The sequence below is a fragment of the Pseudomonas sp. PH1b genome (assembly GCF_000633395.1).
Lineage (GTDB): Bacteria > Pseudomonadota > Gammaproteobacteria > Pseudomonadales > Pseudomonadaceae > Aquipseudomonas.
This window is the reverse complement of record NZ_AYMU01000007.1, coordinates 118,941-134,847: the sequence shown is the minus strand read 5'-3', so window position 1 is coordinate 134,847 and position 15,907 is coordinate 118,941. Positions and strand designations below refer to the sequence as shown.

Below are 15,907 nucleotides of genomic sequence, written 5' to 3'. Positions count from 1 at the left end.
GTGCGGTTTTTCCATGACAGCAAAAGACGACTACAAACGATTAAGCCTGGTGGCTGGTAACGTAGTCGATAGCTGCTTGAACGGTAGTGATCTTTTCAGCTTCTTCGTCAGGGATTTCGGTCTCGAATTCCTCTTCCAGAGCCATCACCAGCTCAACGGTGTCAAGGGAGTCGGCACCCAGGTCTTCAACGAAGGAAGCGGTGTTAACAACTTCTTCTTCTTTAACGCCCAGTTGCTCAGCAACGATTTTCTTGACGCGCTCTTCGATGGTGCTCATACCTTGTTTTCACTCCTAATGGACAAATTCAGGCAGCTGGCCAGTGGGTAAGTGTATAGAAAGGCTTTTCAGCTTTTCAACTGAAAGCTTCGCTCCTCAAACCCTTTGGCCATCTGCCTATAAATAGATTGCAGCTTTATAACGGATTTTAGACAGCTCGTATGACATTTTTTTGAAGCAATCCGTCACATTTGACTTACATGTACATCCCGCCGTTGACCGGGATTGTAGCCCCGGTAACGTAGGCCGCACCGTCCGACGCCAGAAAAGCGACCACTTGCGCGATCTCTTGAGCTTGCCCCAGACGACCCAGCGGAATTTGTGTCAGCAGGGCTTCACGCTGCGCTTCCGGCAGTTCACGGGTCATATCGGTATCGATAAAACCTGGAGCCACCGAGTTCACAGTGATCGACCGAGAACCGACTTCACGCGCCAGGGCACGACTGAAACCTTCCAGACCGGCCTTGGCGGCGGCGTAGTTTACTTGGCCTGCGTTGCCCATGGCACCCACTACCGAGCCAATACTGATAATTCGACCCCAACGAGCCTTGGTCATGCCACGCAGAACGCCCTTGGACAGGCGATACAGGCTGTTCAAGTTGGTATCGACCACGTCGTACCACTCGTCATCTTTCATGCGCATCATCAGGTTGTCGCGGGTGATACCGGCATTGTTCACCAGGATCGCCGGCGCACCGAACTGCTCAGTGATGCTGGCCAGGACTGCAGCCACGGATTCGTCACTGGTAACGTTCAACTCAAGGCCGGTGCCCTGGATGCCATTTTCCTTGAGGGTGGCAGCAATGCGCTCGGCACCCGAAGCGGAGGTGGCGGTACCCACCACGGTGGCGCCCATGCGCCCCAACTCCAGGGCGATGGCCTGGCCGATACCACGGCTGGCGCCGGTTACCAGTGCAACTTTACCTTGCAGACTCATGCAAGCTTCTCCTAATTCAGGCCAGCGCTGCGCGGGCGGCAGCGAAAGCATCTGGGGTATTCAGGTTAGAGGTCGACACACCTTCGGCGCAGCGCTTGTTGAGACCGGCCAGGACCTTGCCCGGACCGCACTCAACCAGCTCGGTGGCGCCATTGGCCGCCAGAGTCTGGACCGACTCGACCCAACGCACCGGCTTGTACAGTTGCTCCAGCAGATCACGCTTGAGGGTGTCCAGGTCGGCGGCAACAGCGGCGCTGACGTTCTGCACCAGCGGAATTTGCGGCGCCTGCCAGTTGATTGCAGCGATCGACTCGGCGAAACGCTCGGCAGCCGGGCGCATCAGCTCGCAGTGGGACGGCACGCTGACCGGCAGCGGCATGGCGCGCTTGGCGCCCCGCGCCTTGCAGCCCTCGATGGCACGATCCACGGCAGCCTTGGCACCAGCGATCACCACCTGGCCAGGGGAGTTGTAGTTCACGGCGCTGACCACCTCACCCTGCGCGGCTTCAGCACAGGCGGCGACCACATCGGCATCTTCCAGGCCGAGAATTGCAGCCATGCCGCCCTGCCCCGCCGGCACGGCTTCCTGCATCAACTGGCCACGACGCTCGACCAGCTTGACCGCCTCACCCAGGGTCAGGCTGCCAGCGGCGACCAGGGCACTGTATTCACCCAGGCTGTGACCGGCGACGAAAGCCGGGCGCGCGCCACCTTCGGCCAGCCATACCCGCCACAGGGCGATGGAGGCGGTGAGGATGGCCGGCTGGGTCTTGTCGGTTTGATTGAGCAGCTCTGCAGGACCTTCCTGGGTCAGAGCCCAGAGGTCGTAGCCCAGAGCATCGGAGGCTTCTTTGAACGTATCGAGAACCAGGGGGTACTGCGCGCCCAACTCGGCCAACATGCCGAGGGACTGCGAGCCCTGCCCTGGAAAGACGAATGCGAGGGATGCAGACATGTAACAAGCCCCTAATGATCTTGTCGTCGGAGAATTGACGTCACACCACGGTGGACGCAAGAAACTGACAGTTGGATGGCCAATTGAACTGAGCGGTCACATTTAAGCACTCCACAGGAAAAACGCCTACGGCAACAAGTCTTCAAGTTGCCCATGCAGGCGTCGCGGCAAGTCTTCCTGAATTTCGATCAGCGCCCGCTGAATGGCACTCTGGAAGCCCTGAACCCCTGCCGAACCGTGGCTTTTAACCACAATCCCCTGCAACCCCAGGAAGCTCGCACCGTTGTGCCGCGCCGGCGCCAGGTCTGCCTGCAGCCGTCGCATCAACGGCAAGGCCAGCGCCCCCACAGTCCGGGTCAACAGGTTTTGCTTGAACAGTGCCTCGATACGGGCGGCGATCATGGTCGCCAACCCTTCGCTGGACTTGAGCAGGATGTTGCCGACGAACCCGTCGCACACCACCACATCCGCCTCGCCACGATAAAGCCCGTCACCCTCGATAAAACCGATGTAATTCAACCCCCGGGCCTGCTGCAGCAGACTGGCCGCCAGCTTGACCTGCTGGTTGCCCTTGATGTCTTCGGTACCGATATTCAACAGCGCCACTCGCGGCCGGACGATGCCCAGGGCCTGCGCCGCAACCGAGCCCATGATTGCAAACTGCAACAGGTGTTCGGCACTGCAATCGACGTTGGCCCCCAGATCCAGCAACTGGCAATAACCACGCTGAGTGGGAATGGCAGCCACCATCGCCGGACGATCGATACCAGGCAGGGTTTTCAACACATAACGCGACAGCGCCATCAGCGCCCCGGTATTGCCGGCACTGACACAGGCCTGGACCTTGTCATCGCGCAGCAGCTCGAGGGCCACCCGCATCGAGGAATCAGGCTTGCCACGCAGGGCCTGAGAAGGCTTTTCGTCCATGGTGATCACCTCGTTTGCAGGGGTAATCGTCAGGCGCGCGCGATCCACGGCCGAATGGGCGCAAATCAAATCTTCAAGAAGGGAGGGTTGACCCACCAGGGTCAGGTGCAGCGAGGGGGTAGCAGACAGGCAAGCAATACTCGCCTGAACAATGCTGCGGGGACCGAAGTCCCCGCCCATTGCGTCAATCGCGATGACTTGAGCGGACAAGGATTACTCGTCAGCGCCCTTGTCGATCACTTTACGACCACGGTATACGCCTTCTGGCGATACGTGGTGACGCAGGTGAACTTCACCAGTGGTCTTTTCTACGGACAGGGTGCTAGCCTCGAGGGCGTCGTGGGAGCGACGCATGTCACGGGCAGAGCGGGATTTTTTGTTCTGCTGAACAGCCATAATTGATTAACTCCTAAACGTTTGGGTCACGCTTTAACTGCGCCAATACACTGAACGGGTTGGACCGCGTTACCTCGTCCTCGCTCGGTTCGGGCTCATCGAGCCCCGCCGGCTGCTGGCATTCTTCCGGATGATGAGCAGGCACGATGGGCAAGGCAAGCAAAAGCTCTTCCTCGACCAACGCCTGCAGATCCAAAGGATCTTCGCCCAGTTCCAGCACGTCATAACCTTTCGGCAACGACTGGGTATTCGCACCCTCCTTCACCACGGCGTAACTGCACTCGCTGTGGATCGGCAGGGTGACCAGCTCAAGACAACGCTGGCAAACCATTTTGACTTCGACGTCGATGGAGCTGTGGATAACTACAGCTTTACGTTCGTCACGCTCGAAAATGAATTTAGCCTGCACCGTACCGACATTGTCGGAAAGCGGGTCGCAGAGTCTCTCCAAATCGGCCAGCAGCAGTTCACCTTGAAGGGTGGTGCCACGGTCAGCCAATTTGCGCGGGTCAACGTGAGGTGGAATCGGGTCATTCAACATAGGCGCAGCATTATAGGGATGCCCCCGGCCATGTCAAAGGAAATTCAGCCCTGTCCGTCACTTGCAAGCCTCGCTAGAATTCCCGGCCTGCCTCAGGAGACGCACATGCTGCCTTTATTACTCGCCTCAAGCTCGGCCTACCGCCGAGAATTGCTGTCCCGCCTGCGCCTGCCCTTCACCTGCAGCTCTCCTGACATCGACGAAAGCCATCGTCCCGGAGAATCTGCCACGGCCCTGGTGAAACGCCTGGCCGAGGAAAAGGCCCGCGCCCTGGCAAGCAGCCATCCCGCACACCTGATCATCGGCTCCGACCAGGTCGCGGTGCTTGGCGAGCGCATCATCGGCAAACCCCATACCTTCGACAAGGCCCGCCAGCAACTGCTGGACGCCAGCGGCGCCAGCGTGACCTTCCTCACCGGCCTGGCCCTGCTCAACAGCCAGACCGGCCACTGCCAGGTCGACTGCGTCCCGTTTACGGTCAACATGCGCACCCTGGACAGCGCCCGCATCGAACGCTACCTGCACGCCGAGCAGCCCTATGATTGCGCCGGCAGCTTCAAGGCCGAAGGCCTGGGGGTCAGCCTGTTCCAGAGTACCGCCGGCAGCGATGCCACCAGCCTTATCGGCTTGCCACTGATCCGCCTCGTGGACATGCTGCTGGCCGAAGGCGTAGAGACGCCCTGAGCCGCCATAAAAAAGCCGGCACTCAAGCCGGCTTTTTATTGAGCAACGCCCGATCAGCGCAAGGTTGGGCCCTGAAAGCCCATCCACATGGCAATCTGCTCAGCCACGCTGGCACCGAGCTTCTTCGAGAAGCGATCAAATGGCGATTCCTGGACGGTAAAGTCCACCACCTCTTTCTCGCCAATCACATCCCGCGCCACCGAACTGGTATTGCCCAGGCCATCGATCAACCCCAATTGCAGCGCCTGCTCGCCCGACCACACCAGGCCGGAGAACAGCTCCGGATGCTCCTTGTCCTTCAGGCGATCGCCACGGCCCTGCTTGACGCTGGCAATGAACTGGCGATGAGTGGTGTCCAGCACGCCCTGCCAGAACTGGGTCTCTTCAGGCTTTTGCGGTTGGAACGGATCGAGGAACGACTTGTGCTCGCCGGAGGTATAGGTACGACGCTCAACCCCCAGCTTCTCCATGGTGCCGACAAAGCCGTAGCCGGCCGCCGTCACACCAATGGAGCCCACCAGGCTCGCCTTGTCGGCGTAGATCTCGTCAGCAGCGCTGGCGATGTAGTAAGCGCCCGAAGCCCCGAGATCCGAGATCACCGCGTAGACCTTGGTGTCCTTGTGCAAAGCCCGCAGACGACGGATCTCGTCATAGACGTAGCCGGACTGCACCGGACTGCCGCCAGGACTGTTGATACGCAGAACAATGCCCTTGACCTTGGAATCATCGAACGCAGTACGCAGGCTGCCGACAATATTGTCAGCGCTGGCCGACTCCTTGTCGGCAATCACCCCCGTGACATCGATCACTGCGGTGTAGCTACCGCCACGAGTGGCGTTCTTTTCCATGGTCATCAGCGGCGTGAACAACGCCAGCGCCGCGAACAGGTAAACAAAGGTCAACAGCTTGAAGAAAATGCCCCAGCGCCGCGAACGACGCTGTTCCTGGACACCGGCCAGCAGCGTCTTCTCCAGAAGTTTCCAGCTTTTATCATCACCACCTTCAGCGCCCGCCTTGCTCGGCGCCTTCCATTCGTCGGTCATGCCTGTTACCCCAGCAAAATCTTAATCGGCACCCTGGCTCAACCAGGTGTGCAATTGTGGAAAACGGTCGATGGACAAGCGCGGCTCGAATGCCTGCAAAGCCTCGATGGACTGAGCTCCGTAGCTCACGGCCACCGAATCCATTCCGGCATTGCGCGCCATCAACAGATCAAAGGACGAATCGCCAACCATCAAAGCCTGCCGCGGCCCCACCCCGCAATGAGCAAGGATTTCCTCCAGCATCAACGGATGCGGCTTGCTGGCAGTTTCGTCGGCTGCTCGGGTGATATCGAAATACCCTTCCCAACCATGGGCCTTCAACACTCGATCCAGCCCTCGCCGGGCCTTGCCGGTGGCGACGGCCAGTTGATAACCCTCATCCCGAAAGGCGTCGAGAGACTGCACCACACCCGCGAACAGAGGCGAAGGCTCAGCCTCGAGGGCAATGTAGTGATCCGCATAATGCTGACGAAAGGCTACTAACTGCCCATCATCTATTTCCGGATACAGGGTGCGAATCGCCTCTGGCAATCCCAGACCGATAATGCCCTTGACGGCGTAATCATCGCGGCGAGGAAAGCCGGAACGATCTGCAGATGCGTGCATTGACTCGACAATCCGACCAATGGAATCTGCCAGAGTGCCGTCCCAGTCGAAGATCAGCAGTTTGTAATCAGGGTGCACTCAGGCGCTCCACGGTCTTGGCCCACATCTCATCCACCGGGGCCTGCAATTTCAGCTCGCCGCCATCGGGCAGCGGCACCGTCAACATATAGGCATGGAGAAACAGGCGCTTGCCGCCCAGCTCACGGATCTCGCGAGTGAAATCGTCATCGCCGTACTTGCTGTCACCGGCAATGCAGTGCCCGGCGTGCAGGGTGTGCACGCGAATCTGGTGAGTACGCCCAGTCACCGGCTTGGCCTCGACCATGGTGGCGAAATCACCGAAGCGGCGCAGCACCTTGAACATCGTCAAGGCCTCCTTGCCTTCTTCATTGACCTCCACCATGCGCTCGCCGGAACGCAGGTTGCTCTTGAGCAGCGGTGCACGCACCTGCTTCACCGCCGTCGCCCAATGACCGCGAACCAGCGCCATGTAGCGCTTGTCCACGCCATCCCCCCGCAGCGCAGCATGCAGGTGGCGCAGCATGCTGCGCTTCTTGGCGATCATCAGCAGGCCGGAGGTATCCCGATCGAGGCGATGAACCAGTTCCAGCTCCTTGGCGTCCGGGCGCAACTGACGAAAGGCTTCGATCACACCAAAATTCAGGCCGCTGCCGCCATGCACGGCGATGCCGGCAGGCTTGTTGATCACGATCAGGGCCTTGTCTTCGAAGACAATCGAGGCTTCCAGCCGTTGCAGCAAGCCCTGGGCCAGCGGTACCGGTTCGTCGCGCTCCGGCACGCGCACCGGCGGCACGCGCACCACATCGCCCGCCTGCAGCTTGTACTCGGGCTTGATCCTTCCCTTGTTCACTCGCACTTCGCCTTTGCGCAAAATGCGATAAATCAAGGTCTTGGGCACGCCTTTGAGCCGAGCAAGAAGAAAGTTGTCAATACGTTGGCCGGCATATTCCGGCGAGACCTCAAGCAATTGAACGCCTGGGGTCGAGGGGGCAGTAGTCGTCATGGCGCGAATCATAACAATTTTTTATGGATTTGAAGCACTTAATGATTGCTGCTATAGTCGCGAACGCCGCCAAAAGCGGCTGGACAGCGGAACAGCGGCAAGCAGCCGGCCCTGACCAACGCAATTCATCAGGACGCAAGGCCGTCCTACAAGGCTTTCGTTACATAACGGATGACTTTGACGCTGTAACAAGCGCAGGTGACATGAGGCCTGAAACCCGTAGCGAGCAGAGTACTTACTCGCCCGTTACGTTGAGATTAACGGCCAGTTCACAAAGTGCAGTCAGCGGCAGAAGATCCCGAATGAGAGCCGCGGAAACAACGCCTTTAGCCATGATGCGTGACCTCCCCTTTCGGAGTTCACGGTAAATGCCAACCCGCTGCGGATTCTGCGCGCGGCAGCACCCGAATTATCAGGGATACGTGTAGGGTGGAGATGCACAACCGTCGGACTGTGTAGCATTAGGCTTTATCAAGACGCTTCATCTCGTCCACAGTCGCCGGTTGATTCCTCCTCCTGACAGACTTTTGCTTAAGCGGTGCGTTAGTCACCACAGCAAGCAGGACGCGTGAGTCGCGACTTCGTTCTTGGCTACTTGAGTCAATTGAGTTACTTGGACGAACCTCGCTAAGACACTGGAGTGGCCAACCACTCTGGACGCACCTGACACCGACCGTGAGAAGTCGTGTGTGCCGAACGCCGTTTCCGGCAGCCCGGAAACCGACGGTACTACATGAAAAGAATGCTGATTAACGCAACTCAACCCGAAGAGTTGCGTGTTGCTCTGGTAGACGGCCAGCGCCTCTACGACCTGGATATCGAATCCGGTGCCCGCGAGCAGAAGAAGGCCAACATCTATAAGGGCCGAATCACTCGTATCGAACCCAGCCTCGAGGCTGCCTTTGTCGATTTCGGCTCTGAGCGCCACGGCTTCCTGCCCCTCAAAGAAATCTCCCGCGAATACTTCAAGAAAGCCCCCGAAGGCCGCGTCAACATCAAGGACGTCCTGAGCGAAGGCCAGGAAGTCATCGTTCAGGTCGAGAAAGAAGAGCGTGGCAACAAGGGCGCCGCCCTGACCACCTTCATCAGCCTGGCCGGTCGTTACCTGGTACTGATGCCGAACAACCCGCGTGCCGGTGGCATCTCGCGCCGCATCGAAGGTGAAGAGCGCAACGAACTGCGTGAAGCGCTGAACGGCCTGGTGGCTCCTGCCGACATGGGTCTGATCGTGCGCACTGCCGGCCTGGGCCGCAGCAGCGAAGAAATGCAGTGGGACCTCGACTACCTGCTGCAACTCTGGACCGCCATCAAGGAAGCGTCCCTGGATCGCTCCGCGCCGTTCCTGATCTACCAGGAAAGCAACGTGATCATCCGCGCGATCCGCGACTACCTGCGCCAGGACATCGGCGAAGTGCTGATCGACAGCGTTGAAGCCCAGGACGAAGCCCTGACCTTCATCCGCCAGGTGATGCCGCAGTACGCCAGCAAGATCAAGCTGTACGAAGACAGCGTGCCGCTGTTCAACCGCTTCCAGATCGAAAGCCAGATCGAGACCGCCTTCCAGCGCGTGGTCGAACTGCCTTCCGGCGGCTCCATCGTCATCGACCCGACCGAAGCCCTGGTGTCCATCGACATCAACTCGGCCCGCGCCACCAAAGGCAGCGACATCGAAGAAACCGCCCTGCAGACCAACCTGGAAGCAGCGGAAGAAATCGCTCGCCAACTGCGCCTGCGTGATATCGGCGGCCTGATCGTCATCGACTTCATCGACATGACCCCGGCCAAGAACCAGCGCGCCGTGGAAGAGAAAGTCCGCGAATGCCTGGAAGCCGACCGCGCCCGTGTACAGATCGGTCGCATCTCGCGCTTCGGCCTGCTGGAAATGTCCCGTCAGCGCCTGCGTCCATCCCTGGGCGAAAGCAGCGGCATCGTCTGCCCTCGCTGCAACGGCACCGGCATCATCCGTGACGTCGAGTCGCTGTCCCTGGCGATCCTGCGCCTGATCGAAGAAGAAGCCCTGAAAGACCGCACCGCCGAAGTTCGCGCCCAAGTGCCGATTCCGGTCGCTGCCTTCCTGCTCAACGAAAAACGCAACTCGATCACCAAGATCGAACTGCGCACCCGTGCCCGCATCGTCATCCTGCCGAACGATCACCTCGAAACGCCGCACTTCGAAGTGCAGCGCCTGCGTGACGACAGCCCGGAAGCCAACACCAACCAGTCCAGCTACGAAATCGCCGCTGCTGCCGCCGAAGCCGAAGAAGTTCAGCCAACCGCCGCCACCCGCACCCTGGTTCGCCAGGAAGCTGCAGTGAAGACCGCACCGGCCCGCGCCAATGCGCCGGTACCGAGCGAAGCGCCTGCGCCTGTAGCAGCTCCAGCGCCGGTCATTGCCGAACCTAGCCTGTTCAAGGGCCTGGTGAAGTCCCTGGTCAGCCTGTTTGCAACCAAGGAAGAGCCAGCCGCTCCGGTCGTGGTCGAGAAGCCAGCAACCGAGAAGCCGGCCCGCAGCAACGAAGAACGCCGCAATGGCCGTCAACAGAGCCGCAACCGTAACGGTCGCCGCGATGAAGAACGCAAGCCACGCGAAGAACGTGCCCCGCGTGAAGAGCGCGCACCACGGGAAGAGCGTCAGCCACGTGAAGTTCGCGAAGCCCGTGAAGAAGTTCAAGGCGTAGCCCGCGAAGAACGCGCACCACGCGCGCCACGCGAAGAGCGTCAACCACGCGCTCCTCGTGAAGATCGCAAGCCGCGCGGCGAACGTGAAGAGCGCGTACGCGAACTGCGTGAACCACTGGACGCCGCCCCAGCTGCAGCCGCTGCGACTGCTGCGGTTGCCGTGACTGAAGAACGCCCGGCCCGCCCACCACGTGAAGAGCGCCAGCCGCGCCAGCCACGCGAGGAGCGTCAACCGCGCGCCGAACAGGCTCAAGCCGCTGCCGCCAGTGAAGAAGAAGTACTGCCGACCGAAGAGCAACTGCAGGAAGAAGGCCAGGACAACGCCGAAGGCGAACGTCCACGTCGTCGCTCCCGCGGCCAGCGCCGTCGCAGCAACCGCCGCGAGCGCCAGCGTGATGCCGACGGCAACGTGATCGAAGGTTCCGAAGAAAACACCGAAGAGCCAAGCAGCGCCGATCTAGTTGCCGGCCTGGCGGTCACCGCCGCCGTTGCCAGCACCGCCATCAGCGCCAGCGCTGAAGCCGAAGCCCATCAGCAAGCCGAGCGCGCTACCGCCGCCGTTGAAGAGGCAGCTCCAGAAGCACCGGTGGTTGAAGCCACGACCCCCGTAGCGGCTCCTGAAGCTCCAGCAGTCGAGGTTGCCCCTGTGGTTGCCGAGCCGGCACCGGTCGAAGTGATTGTCGAGCCTGCCGTGGTGGTCGAAGCCCAGCCTGTGGTTGCCGAACAGCCTGTTGCCGAGCCTGCAGTCCAGGCGCCGGTGGTTGAAGAGAAAGCCATTGAGCCTGCTCAGGAAACCCCAGCCCCGGTCGCTGAACCTGTAGTGATCGAGCAGCCGGTCGTTGCCCAGCAGCCTGCCCAGGTTGAAGAGCCGGCTCCGGTTGCAGCAGCTGAAGTGGTCGAAACACCGGCTCCGGTGGTCGAGACTGCCCCGGCCAGCGCCCTGACCAGCAACGGTCGTGCACCAAACGATCCACGCGAAGTGCGTCGCCGCAAGCGTGAAGCCGAGCGCCTGCAGAAGGAAGCCGAACTGGCTGCCGCTGCTGCTCCGGCTGAAGCCGTGGTCGCTGCCGAAGCTGCACCGGTAGAAGCCCCGGTGGTCGTAGAGGCCGCTCCAGCTCCTGTCGAAGTGGTTGAAGCTGCACCTGCACCCGTCGCCGAGACCGTGGTAGAGCAATCTGCCCCTGCCGTCGAGGAAACACCAGACGCTGCCGAGCAAGCTGTTGAGCACGTAGCGCACACCGAGGAAAAGCAGCACGAGCCTAAACCCCTCGTCTGATTCAATCGGCCAATGAAAAAGCCCCGCCCGGGTAACCGGGCGGGGCTTTTTCATGCCCGTGGCATTCACTCCTCCTGATAGAGCAACGCCTGCGGCAGGTCCACATCCCATACCACTCCAGGATCAGTCACTGCGACCTCCACCACCTTGCCCGAGGCGAACAGCGGCTTGGCGCCCCGGTCACCGGACAAGCCTTGCAACGCCGTGCCATAGGCCCGACCGAAGCCGACCGGATGCCCAAGAGCGGCACCCAGGCGGGGTACGCTGATACTCTCCTCGGTCAGCGCCGCTACCACTTGCATCGCGGTAGCCGGCAAGACAAAAGGCATATCCCCCAGCAGCACCAGCCAGCCATTGGCATCGGCACTGGCAGCCACCGCCGCCGCCAGGCTATGCCCCATGCCGGTGGAGTCCAGCAGCAATACCCGACACCCATAGGCCCGCGCCAGATCTGCCACCCACGGCCGACCGCCGGTAGTCACCAGCACCCTAGCGACCACTTCATCCGGCAGGTTCACCAGCACCTGCTCCAGCACCGGGCGGATTTTCCCGTCACGCCCCTGGCAGGGGGCCAGCAACTTGTCCTGATCCGCCCCCGCCACCTGCCGATACCGACTGCCCTGCCCCGCAGCCAGGATGATGGCGCAGGGCAAAGCGGTCATGTCGCCACCTCGCTCATGCGTGGCAACGGCGCCCTCTGCAACGAGTCGATGCCATTCTTGATCGCGACGATTTCCGCCATCAGCGACAAGGCGATCTCTGCCGGTGTATGGCTGCCGATGTACAGGCCGACAGGCCCATGCAAACGCGCGATGGCCTCTGCCGACAAGCCCAGCAGCGCCAGGTTGTCCCGACGCTTCTGACTGTTGACCCTGGATCCCAGGGCCCCGACATAGAACGCCCGGGAGTCGAGCGCCGTCAGCAGCGCCATGTCATCCAGGCGTGGATCATGGGTCAGGGCGACCACCGCCGTGCGTTCGTCAGGTTCGATGCTCAACACCGCATCGTCGGGCATGCCAGCGACAAATCGCCCATCCTGATCCTCCCAACCATGGACGAACTCCTGGCGCGGATCACAGACCAGCACCTCGAAGTCCAGCAGGCGGGCCATTTGCGCCACATACCGCGACAACTGCCCGGCGCCGATCAGCAGCAAGCGCCAGCGCGGCCCGTAGATCGCCCGCAAGACCAGCCCATCAAAGGCCAGCTCATCCGCCCTGCTCGCAGCCCGAAGCAGCACCTCGCCAGTACTCAGGTTCAACTCCCTGGCGACAATCTGGTGCGCTTCACAGCGCTCCAGCAACTGCTCGATCCAGGCCGGATCGCCAACCCGCTCCTCTGTCAGGCGCAAGGTTCCTCCACAAGGCAGGCCAAAACGCGCGGCCTCCTCCAGGCTGACGCCATAGGTCACCACTCGCACCGGTGGCCCCACCGGGGACAAGCGTCCGTCTCCCAGGCGAGCGATCAGATCGTCCTCGATACAGCCCCCGGACACCGAGCCGATCAACACGCCATCGTCACGCAGGGCCAGCATGGCCCCCGGCGGCCGGGGCGCACTGCCCCAGGTCTGGACCACGCTGTAGAGCACCACGGCTCGCCCGGCGCGACGCCACTCCAGGACGCTGCGCAGGACATTCAGGTCAACGCCGTCCATCAGGCTCCCGCCTGCTGCCAGCCTTGCAACTGGTAGCGCACCGGCAAGTTGCGGATGCGCTTGCCGGTGGCAGCGAAGATCGCATTGCACAAGGCCGGCGCAATCGGCGGTACACCCGGCTCGCCGACACCGCCCAACGGCACATCGCCCACTGGCGTGACCAGATGCACCTGCACCTCTTTGGGCGCCAGGGACATCCGCGCCACCTCATACATATGGAAGTTATCCTGCTGGACCTTGCCATCCTTGAAGCTGATTTCCCCCAGTACCGCGTTCCCCAACCCCATGACGCAAGCCCCCTCGAACTGCGAGCGGATACGCTCCGGGTTGATCTGCGGCCCGCAATCCACGGCGATATCGGCCTTGTGCACGATCAGCGTGCCATCCTCCTTGACCTCGACCTCGATGGCCGCGGCCACATAGGTCACGAAGCTGTAGTGCACCGCCAGGCCCAGACCGCGCCCCTTGGGCAGCGAGCGCCCCCAGCCGGCAGCCTTGGCCGCGGTTTCCAGCACCGTGCGCAAGCGTCCGGTGTCGATGGGGTAGCGCTCGGGGGATTCGCCATAGTTCCACTCTTCGCTCAAGGTTCGCGGATCGATCTGACGATCCGGCCCCAGCAGCCTGAGCTGGTACTTCAGCGGGTCCTGGCCGGCCTTGTGGGCCAGTTCGTCGACAAAACTCTGGATCGCGAAGCCATGGGGAATGTTCGACACCGAGCGATACCAGCCAACCCGGGTATGGGCAGCGGCTTCGGGGTTCTCCAGGCGCACATTGGGAATGGCATAGGCCATGTTGGTGAACCCCATGCCCAGCTCGAAGGCCCCCTCGTGGCTCATCCCCGGAGCGAACAGCGCGGTGATGCTGGGCGCCACCGTGCGATGCAGCCAGGCCGCCGGCATGCCGTCCTTGTTCAGCCCGGCCTTGAGGTACTCCGCCGACACCGTATGGAAGTAGGAGTTGTGGATATCGTCTTCCCGGGTCCATTGCACCCGCATCGCCTTGCCGGGGAAAGCCTTGGCCAGGATCGCCGCTTCGAGAATGAAGTCCGGCTTGGATTTGCGACCGAAGCCGCCACCCAGCAGCGTGACGTTCACCGTGACCTGGTCAAACCCTATGCCCAGGCGTTCGGCAATCCGCTCGCGGGTGACCTGGGGCGCCTGGCTCGGTGCCCAGGCTTCGCAGCGCCCATTCTCGAAGCGCGCCACGGCCACCATGGGCTCCATGGGAGCCTGGGCCAGGTGCGGCAAATAGTAGGTGGCCTCCAGGCTGCTATCGGCACCACTCAAGGCTTCGTCGAGATTGCCGGTACTGCGCACCACCTTGCCCGGCTTTTGCGCCGCAGCTTCCAGTTCCTTGCGGTATTCGACGGAGTTGTAGCCGCCATTGACCCCATCGTTCCACTCGATCTTCAGTGCATCGCGGCCCTTGATCGCCGCCCAGGTATTGCTCGCCACCACCGCCACGCCCCCCAGGGGCTGGAACTCGGACGGCAAGGGTCGACTGTCGATGGGCATCACCTTGATCACCCCAGGCACCTTCAACGCCGCACTGTCATCCACCGACTTGACGGTGCCGCCATAGACCCTTGGCCGCGCCACCGCCGCGTAGAGCATGCCGTCAAAATGCACATCGGCGCCATACACTGCACGGCCGTTGACGATGTCCTGGCCGTCGATGGCCCGGGTCGCCTCCTTGCCGATATAGCGAAACTCTCCAGGCTGCTTCAGGCCCAGGCTGTCCCGGGCCGGCACCGCCAAGGCGGCTGCTGCCGCGGCCAAGGCGCCGTACCCCAGTTCGCGCCCGCTGGGCTGGTGGACCACCTTGTGCAACTGCGCCCGGCACTCCGCCAGCGGCACATTCCATTGCTCGGCGGCCGCCTGCTCCAACATGCTCCGCGCAGCCGCGCCGCAACGACGCATGGGCTCGTACCAGTGACGCATGCTGCGTGATCCATCAGTGTCCTGGTTGCCAAAGCGCACTTCGTCCCCCGGCGCCTGCCTGACCTTGACCTGCGCCCAGTCGGCCTCCAGCTCGTCGGCCACCACCATGCTCAGGCTGGTGCGCACGCCCTGGCCCATCTCCGAGCGGTTGCAGATCACCGTCACGCTGCCATCGGCAGCGATGCTCACATACACCTTGGGGTCATCGACCCAGCCGTGGGGCATGCCGTCGGCACCGAACTTCTTGTCCTCGGCAAACGCGTCCTGCCAGCCCCAGCTTGCGGCCAGCACCAGGGCGCCAGTGGCGCCCACGCCCTTGAGAAAGCCCCTGCGGCTCAGGTTGCTCAACGCAAAATCACTTGGCAGGCGGTTCATGCCTTGGCCTCCTGCAGGTGGCTGGACGCCTGGCGGATGGCGGTCTTGATCCGGTTATAGGTACCGCAGCGGCAGATATTGCCGAGCATCGCTTCTTCGATCTGCTCGTCGCTGGGGTTGGGGTGGACTTTCAACAAGGCCGTGGCGGACATGATCTGCCCGCCCTGGCAGTAACCGCACTGGGCCACCGCGATGTCCAGCCAGGCCTGCTGCACCACCTGCCCCACCGGATCGGTGTGCAGGTTGTCGATGGTGCTGACGTTCTTGCCCTGGACCGAGCCGATCGGGGTGATGCAACTACGCGCCGGGTCGCCGTCGACGTGAATGGTACAGGCGCCGCACAGGCCCATGCCGCAGCCGAACTTGGTGCCGTTGTAGCCCGCCACATCGCGGATCGCCCACAACAGCGGCATGTCCTCGGTGACGTCCAGTTGATGATCTTGACCGTTGAGCTTCAGGGTAATCATGGGCACGCCCGCATTCTGTGAGGTGATGGGGGTCGAGCCATCTGCCGCGCAATACCGCGGCTGCGGTGCACGCAGATCGGCTCAGGCTAATCGGGCTCTCTTATGAAGACAGGGCTTCACCGGGCC

The 15,907-nt window shown here is 61.8% G+C and carries 15 protein-coding genes; 2 read left to right on the top strand and 13 right to left on the bottom strand.

What is annotated here, in order from left to right; all coding sequences use genetic code 11:
- Positions 1–40: 40 nt before the first annotated feature.
- The 6 genes from acpP to U873_RS0113170 form a co-directional block, all read right to left on the bottom strand.
- Positions 41–277 (bottom strand): acyl carrier protein, encoded by a 237-nt coding sequence (gene acpP, locus U873_RS0113190; RefSeq protein ID WP_003175607.1) that lies wholly within the window; start codon positions 275–277, stop codon positions 41–43.
- A gap of 196 nt (positions 278–473) precedes the next feature.
- Complete coding sequence (gene fabG / locus U873_RS0113185; protein WP_011060118.1) at positions 474–1,214, bottom strand: 3-oxoacyl-ACP reductase FabG; 741 nt, start codon at positions 1,212–1,214, stop codon at positions 474–476.
- Positions 1,215–1,230: 16 nt separating this feature from the next.
- The gene (gene fabD / locus U873_RS0113180) at positions 1,231–2,169 is read right to left on the bottom strand and encodes an ACP S-malonyltransferase (RefSeq protein ID WP_025128702.1); all 939 of its coding nucleotides are present in this window, start codon (positions 2,167–2,169) and stop codon (positions 1,231–1,233) included.
- Positions 2,170–2,295: 126 nt separating this feature from the next.
- On the bottom strand, positions 2,296–3,306 hold the full coding sequence (gene plsX / locus U873_RS0113175; RefSeq protein ID WP_081818658.1) for a phosphate acyltransferase PlsX: 1,011 nt from the start codon (positions 3,304–3,306) through the stop codon (positions 2,296–2,298).
- 3 nt (positions 3,307–3,309) lie between these two features.
- Complete coding sequence (gene rpmF, locus U873_RS35205; protein WP_003179396.1) at positions 3,310–3,492, bottom strand: 50S ribosomal protein L32; 183 nt, start codon at positions 3,490–3,492, stop codon at positions 3,310–3,312.
- A 13-nt stretch (positions 3,493–3,505) separates the two neighbouring features.
- Entirely contained in the window at positions 3,506–4,033 is a 528-nt protein-coding gene (locus U873_RS0113170) for a YceD family protein (protein WP_025128700.1), read from the bottom strand.
- Positions 4,034–4,138: 105 nt separating this feature from the next.
- On the opposite strand from U873_RS0113170, the gene U873_RS0113165 reads away from it, so the two are divergent.
- Positions 4,139–4,717: a nucleoside triphosphate pyrophosphatase gene (locus U873_RS0113165; protein ID WP_025128699.1), complete on the top strand. Its 579-nt coding sequence runs from the start codon at positions 4,139–4,141 to the stop codon at positions 4,715–4,717.
- 53 nt (positions 4,718–4,770) lie between these two features.
- On the opposite strand, the gene sppA is transcribed toward U873_RS0113165, so the two are convergent.
- From sppA to rluC, 3 genes are read right to left on the bottom strand one after another with little or no spacing between them, the layout of a single operon-like run.
- Positions 4,771–5,760, bottom strand: a complete 990-nt coding sequence (gene sppA, locus U873_RS0113160; RefSeq protein ID WP_025128698.1) for a signal peptide peptidase SppA — start codon at positions 5,758–5,760, stop codon at positions 4,771–4,773.
- Between the two features lie 21 nt (positions 5,761–5,781).
- Entirely contained in the window at positions 5,782–6,444 is a 663-nt protein-coding gene (locus U873_RS0113155; protein WP_025128697.1) for an HAD-IA family hydrolase, read from the bottom strand.
- A complete protein-coding gene (gene rluC / locus U873_RS0113150) occupies positions 6,434–7,390 on the bottom strand; it encodes a 23S rRNA pseudouridine(955/2504/2580) synthase RluC (RefSeq protein WP_025128696.1) in 957 nt (318 codons plus the stop codon). Before rluC ends, U873_RS0113155 begins: the two co-directional genes overlap by 11 nt.
- 733 nt (positions 7,391–8,123) lie before the next feature.
- On the opposite strand from rluC, the gene rne reads away from it, so the two are divergent.
- Positions 8,124–11,345, top strand: coding sequence for a ribonuclease E (rne, locus tag U873_RS0113145; protein WP_025128695.1), 3,222 nt, complete (start codon positions 8,124–8,126; stop codon positions 11,343–11,345).
- A 65-nt stretch (positions 11,346–11,410) separates the two neighbouring features.
- Here rne and U873_RS0113140 read toward each other — a convergent pair whose 3' ends face one another.
- From U873_RS0113140 to U873_RS0113125, 4 genes are read right to left on the bottom strand one after another with little or no spacing between them, the layout of a single operon-like run.
- Positions 11,411–12,007, bottom strand: a complete 597-nt coding sequence (locus tag U873_RS0113140; protein ID WP_025128694.1) for an NTP transferase domain-containing protein — start codon at positions 12,005–12,007, stop codon at positions 11,411–11,413.
- Complete coding sequence (locus U873_RS0113135) at positions 12,004–12,999, bottom strand: XdhC family protein (protein WP_025128693.1); 996 nt, start codon at positions 12,997–12,999, stop codon at positions 12,004–12,006. The genes U873_RS0113140 and U873_RS0113135 overlap by 4 nt, the downstream gene beginning before the upstream one ends.
- Positions 12,999–15,314 carry a xanthine dehydrogenase family protein molybdopterin-binding subunit gene (locus U873_RS0113130; RefSeq protein ID WP_025128692.1) on the bottom strand — a complete coding sequence of 772 codons (2,316 nt, stop codon included), beginning with the start codon at positions 15,312–15,314 and terminating at the stop codon, positions 12,999–13,001. The genes U873_RS0113135 and U873_RS0113130 overlap by 1 nt, the downstream gene beginning before the upstream one ends.
- The gene (locus U873_RS0113125; protein ID WP_025128691.1) at positions 15,311–15,781 is read right to left on the bottom strand and encodes a (2Fe-2S)-binding protein; all 471 of its coding nucleotides are present in this window, start codon (positions 15,779–15,781) and stop codon (positions 15,311–15,313) included. Before U873_RS0113125 ends, U873_RS0113130 begins: the two co-directional genes overlap by 4 nt.
- Positions 15,782–15,907: the final 126 nt, after the last annotated feature.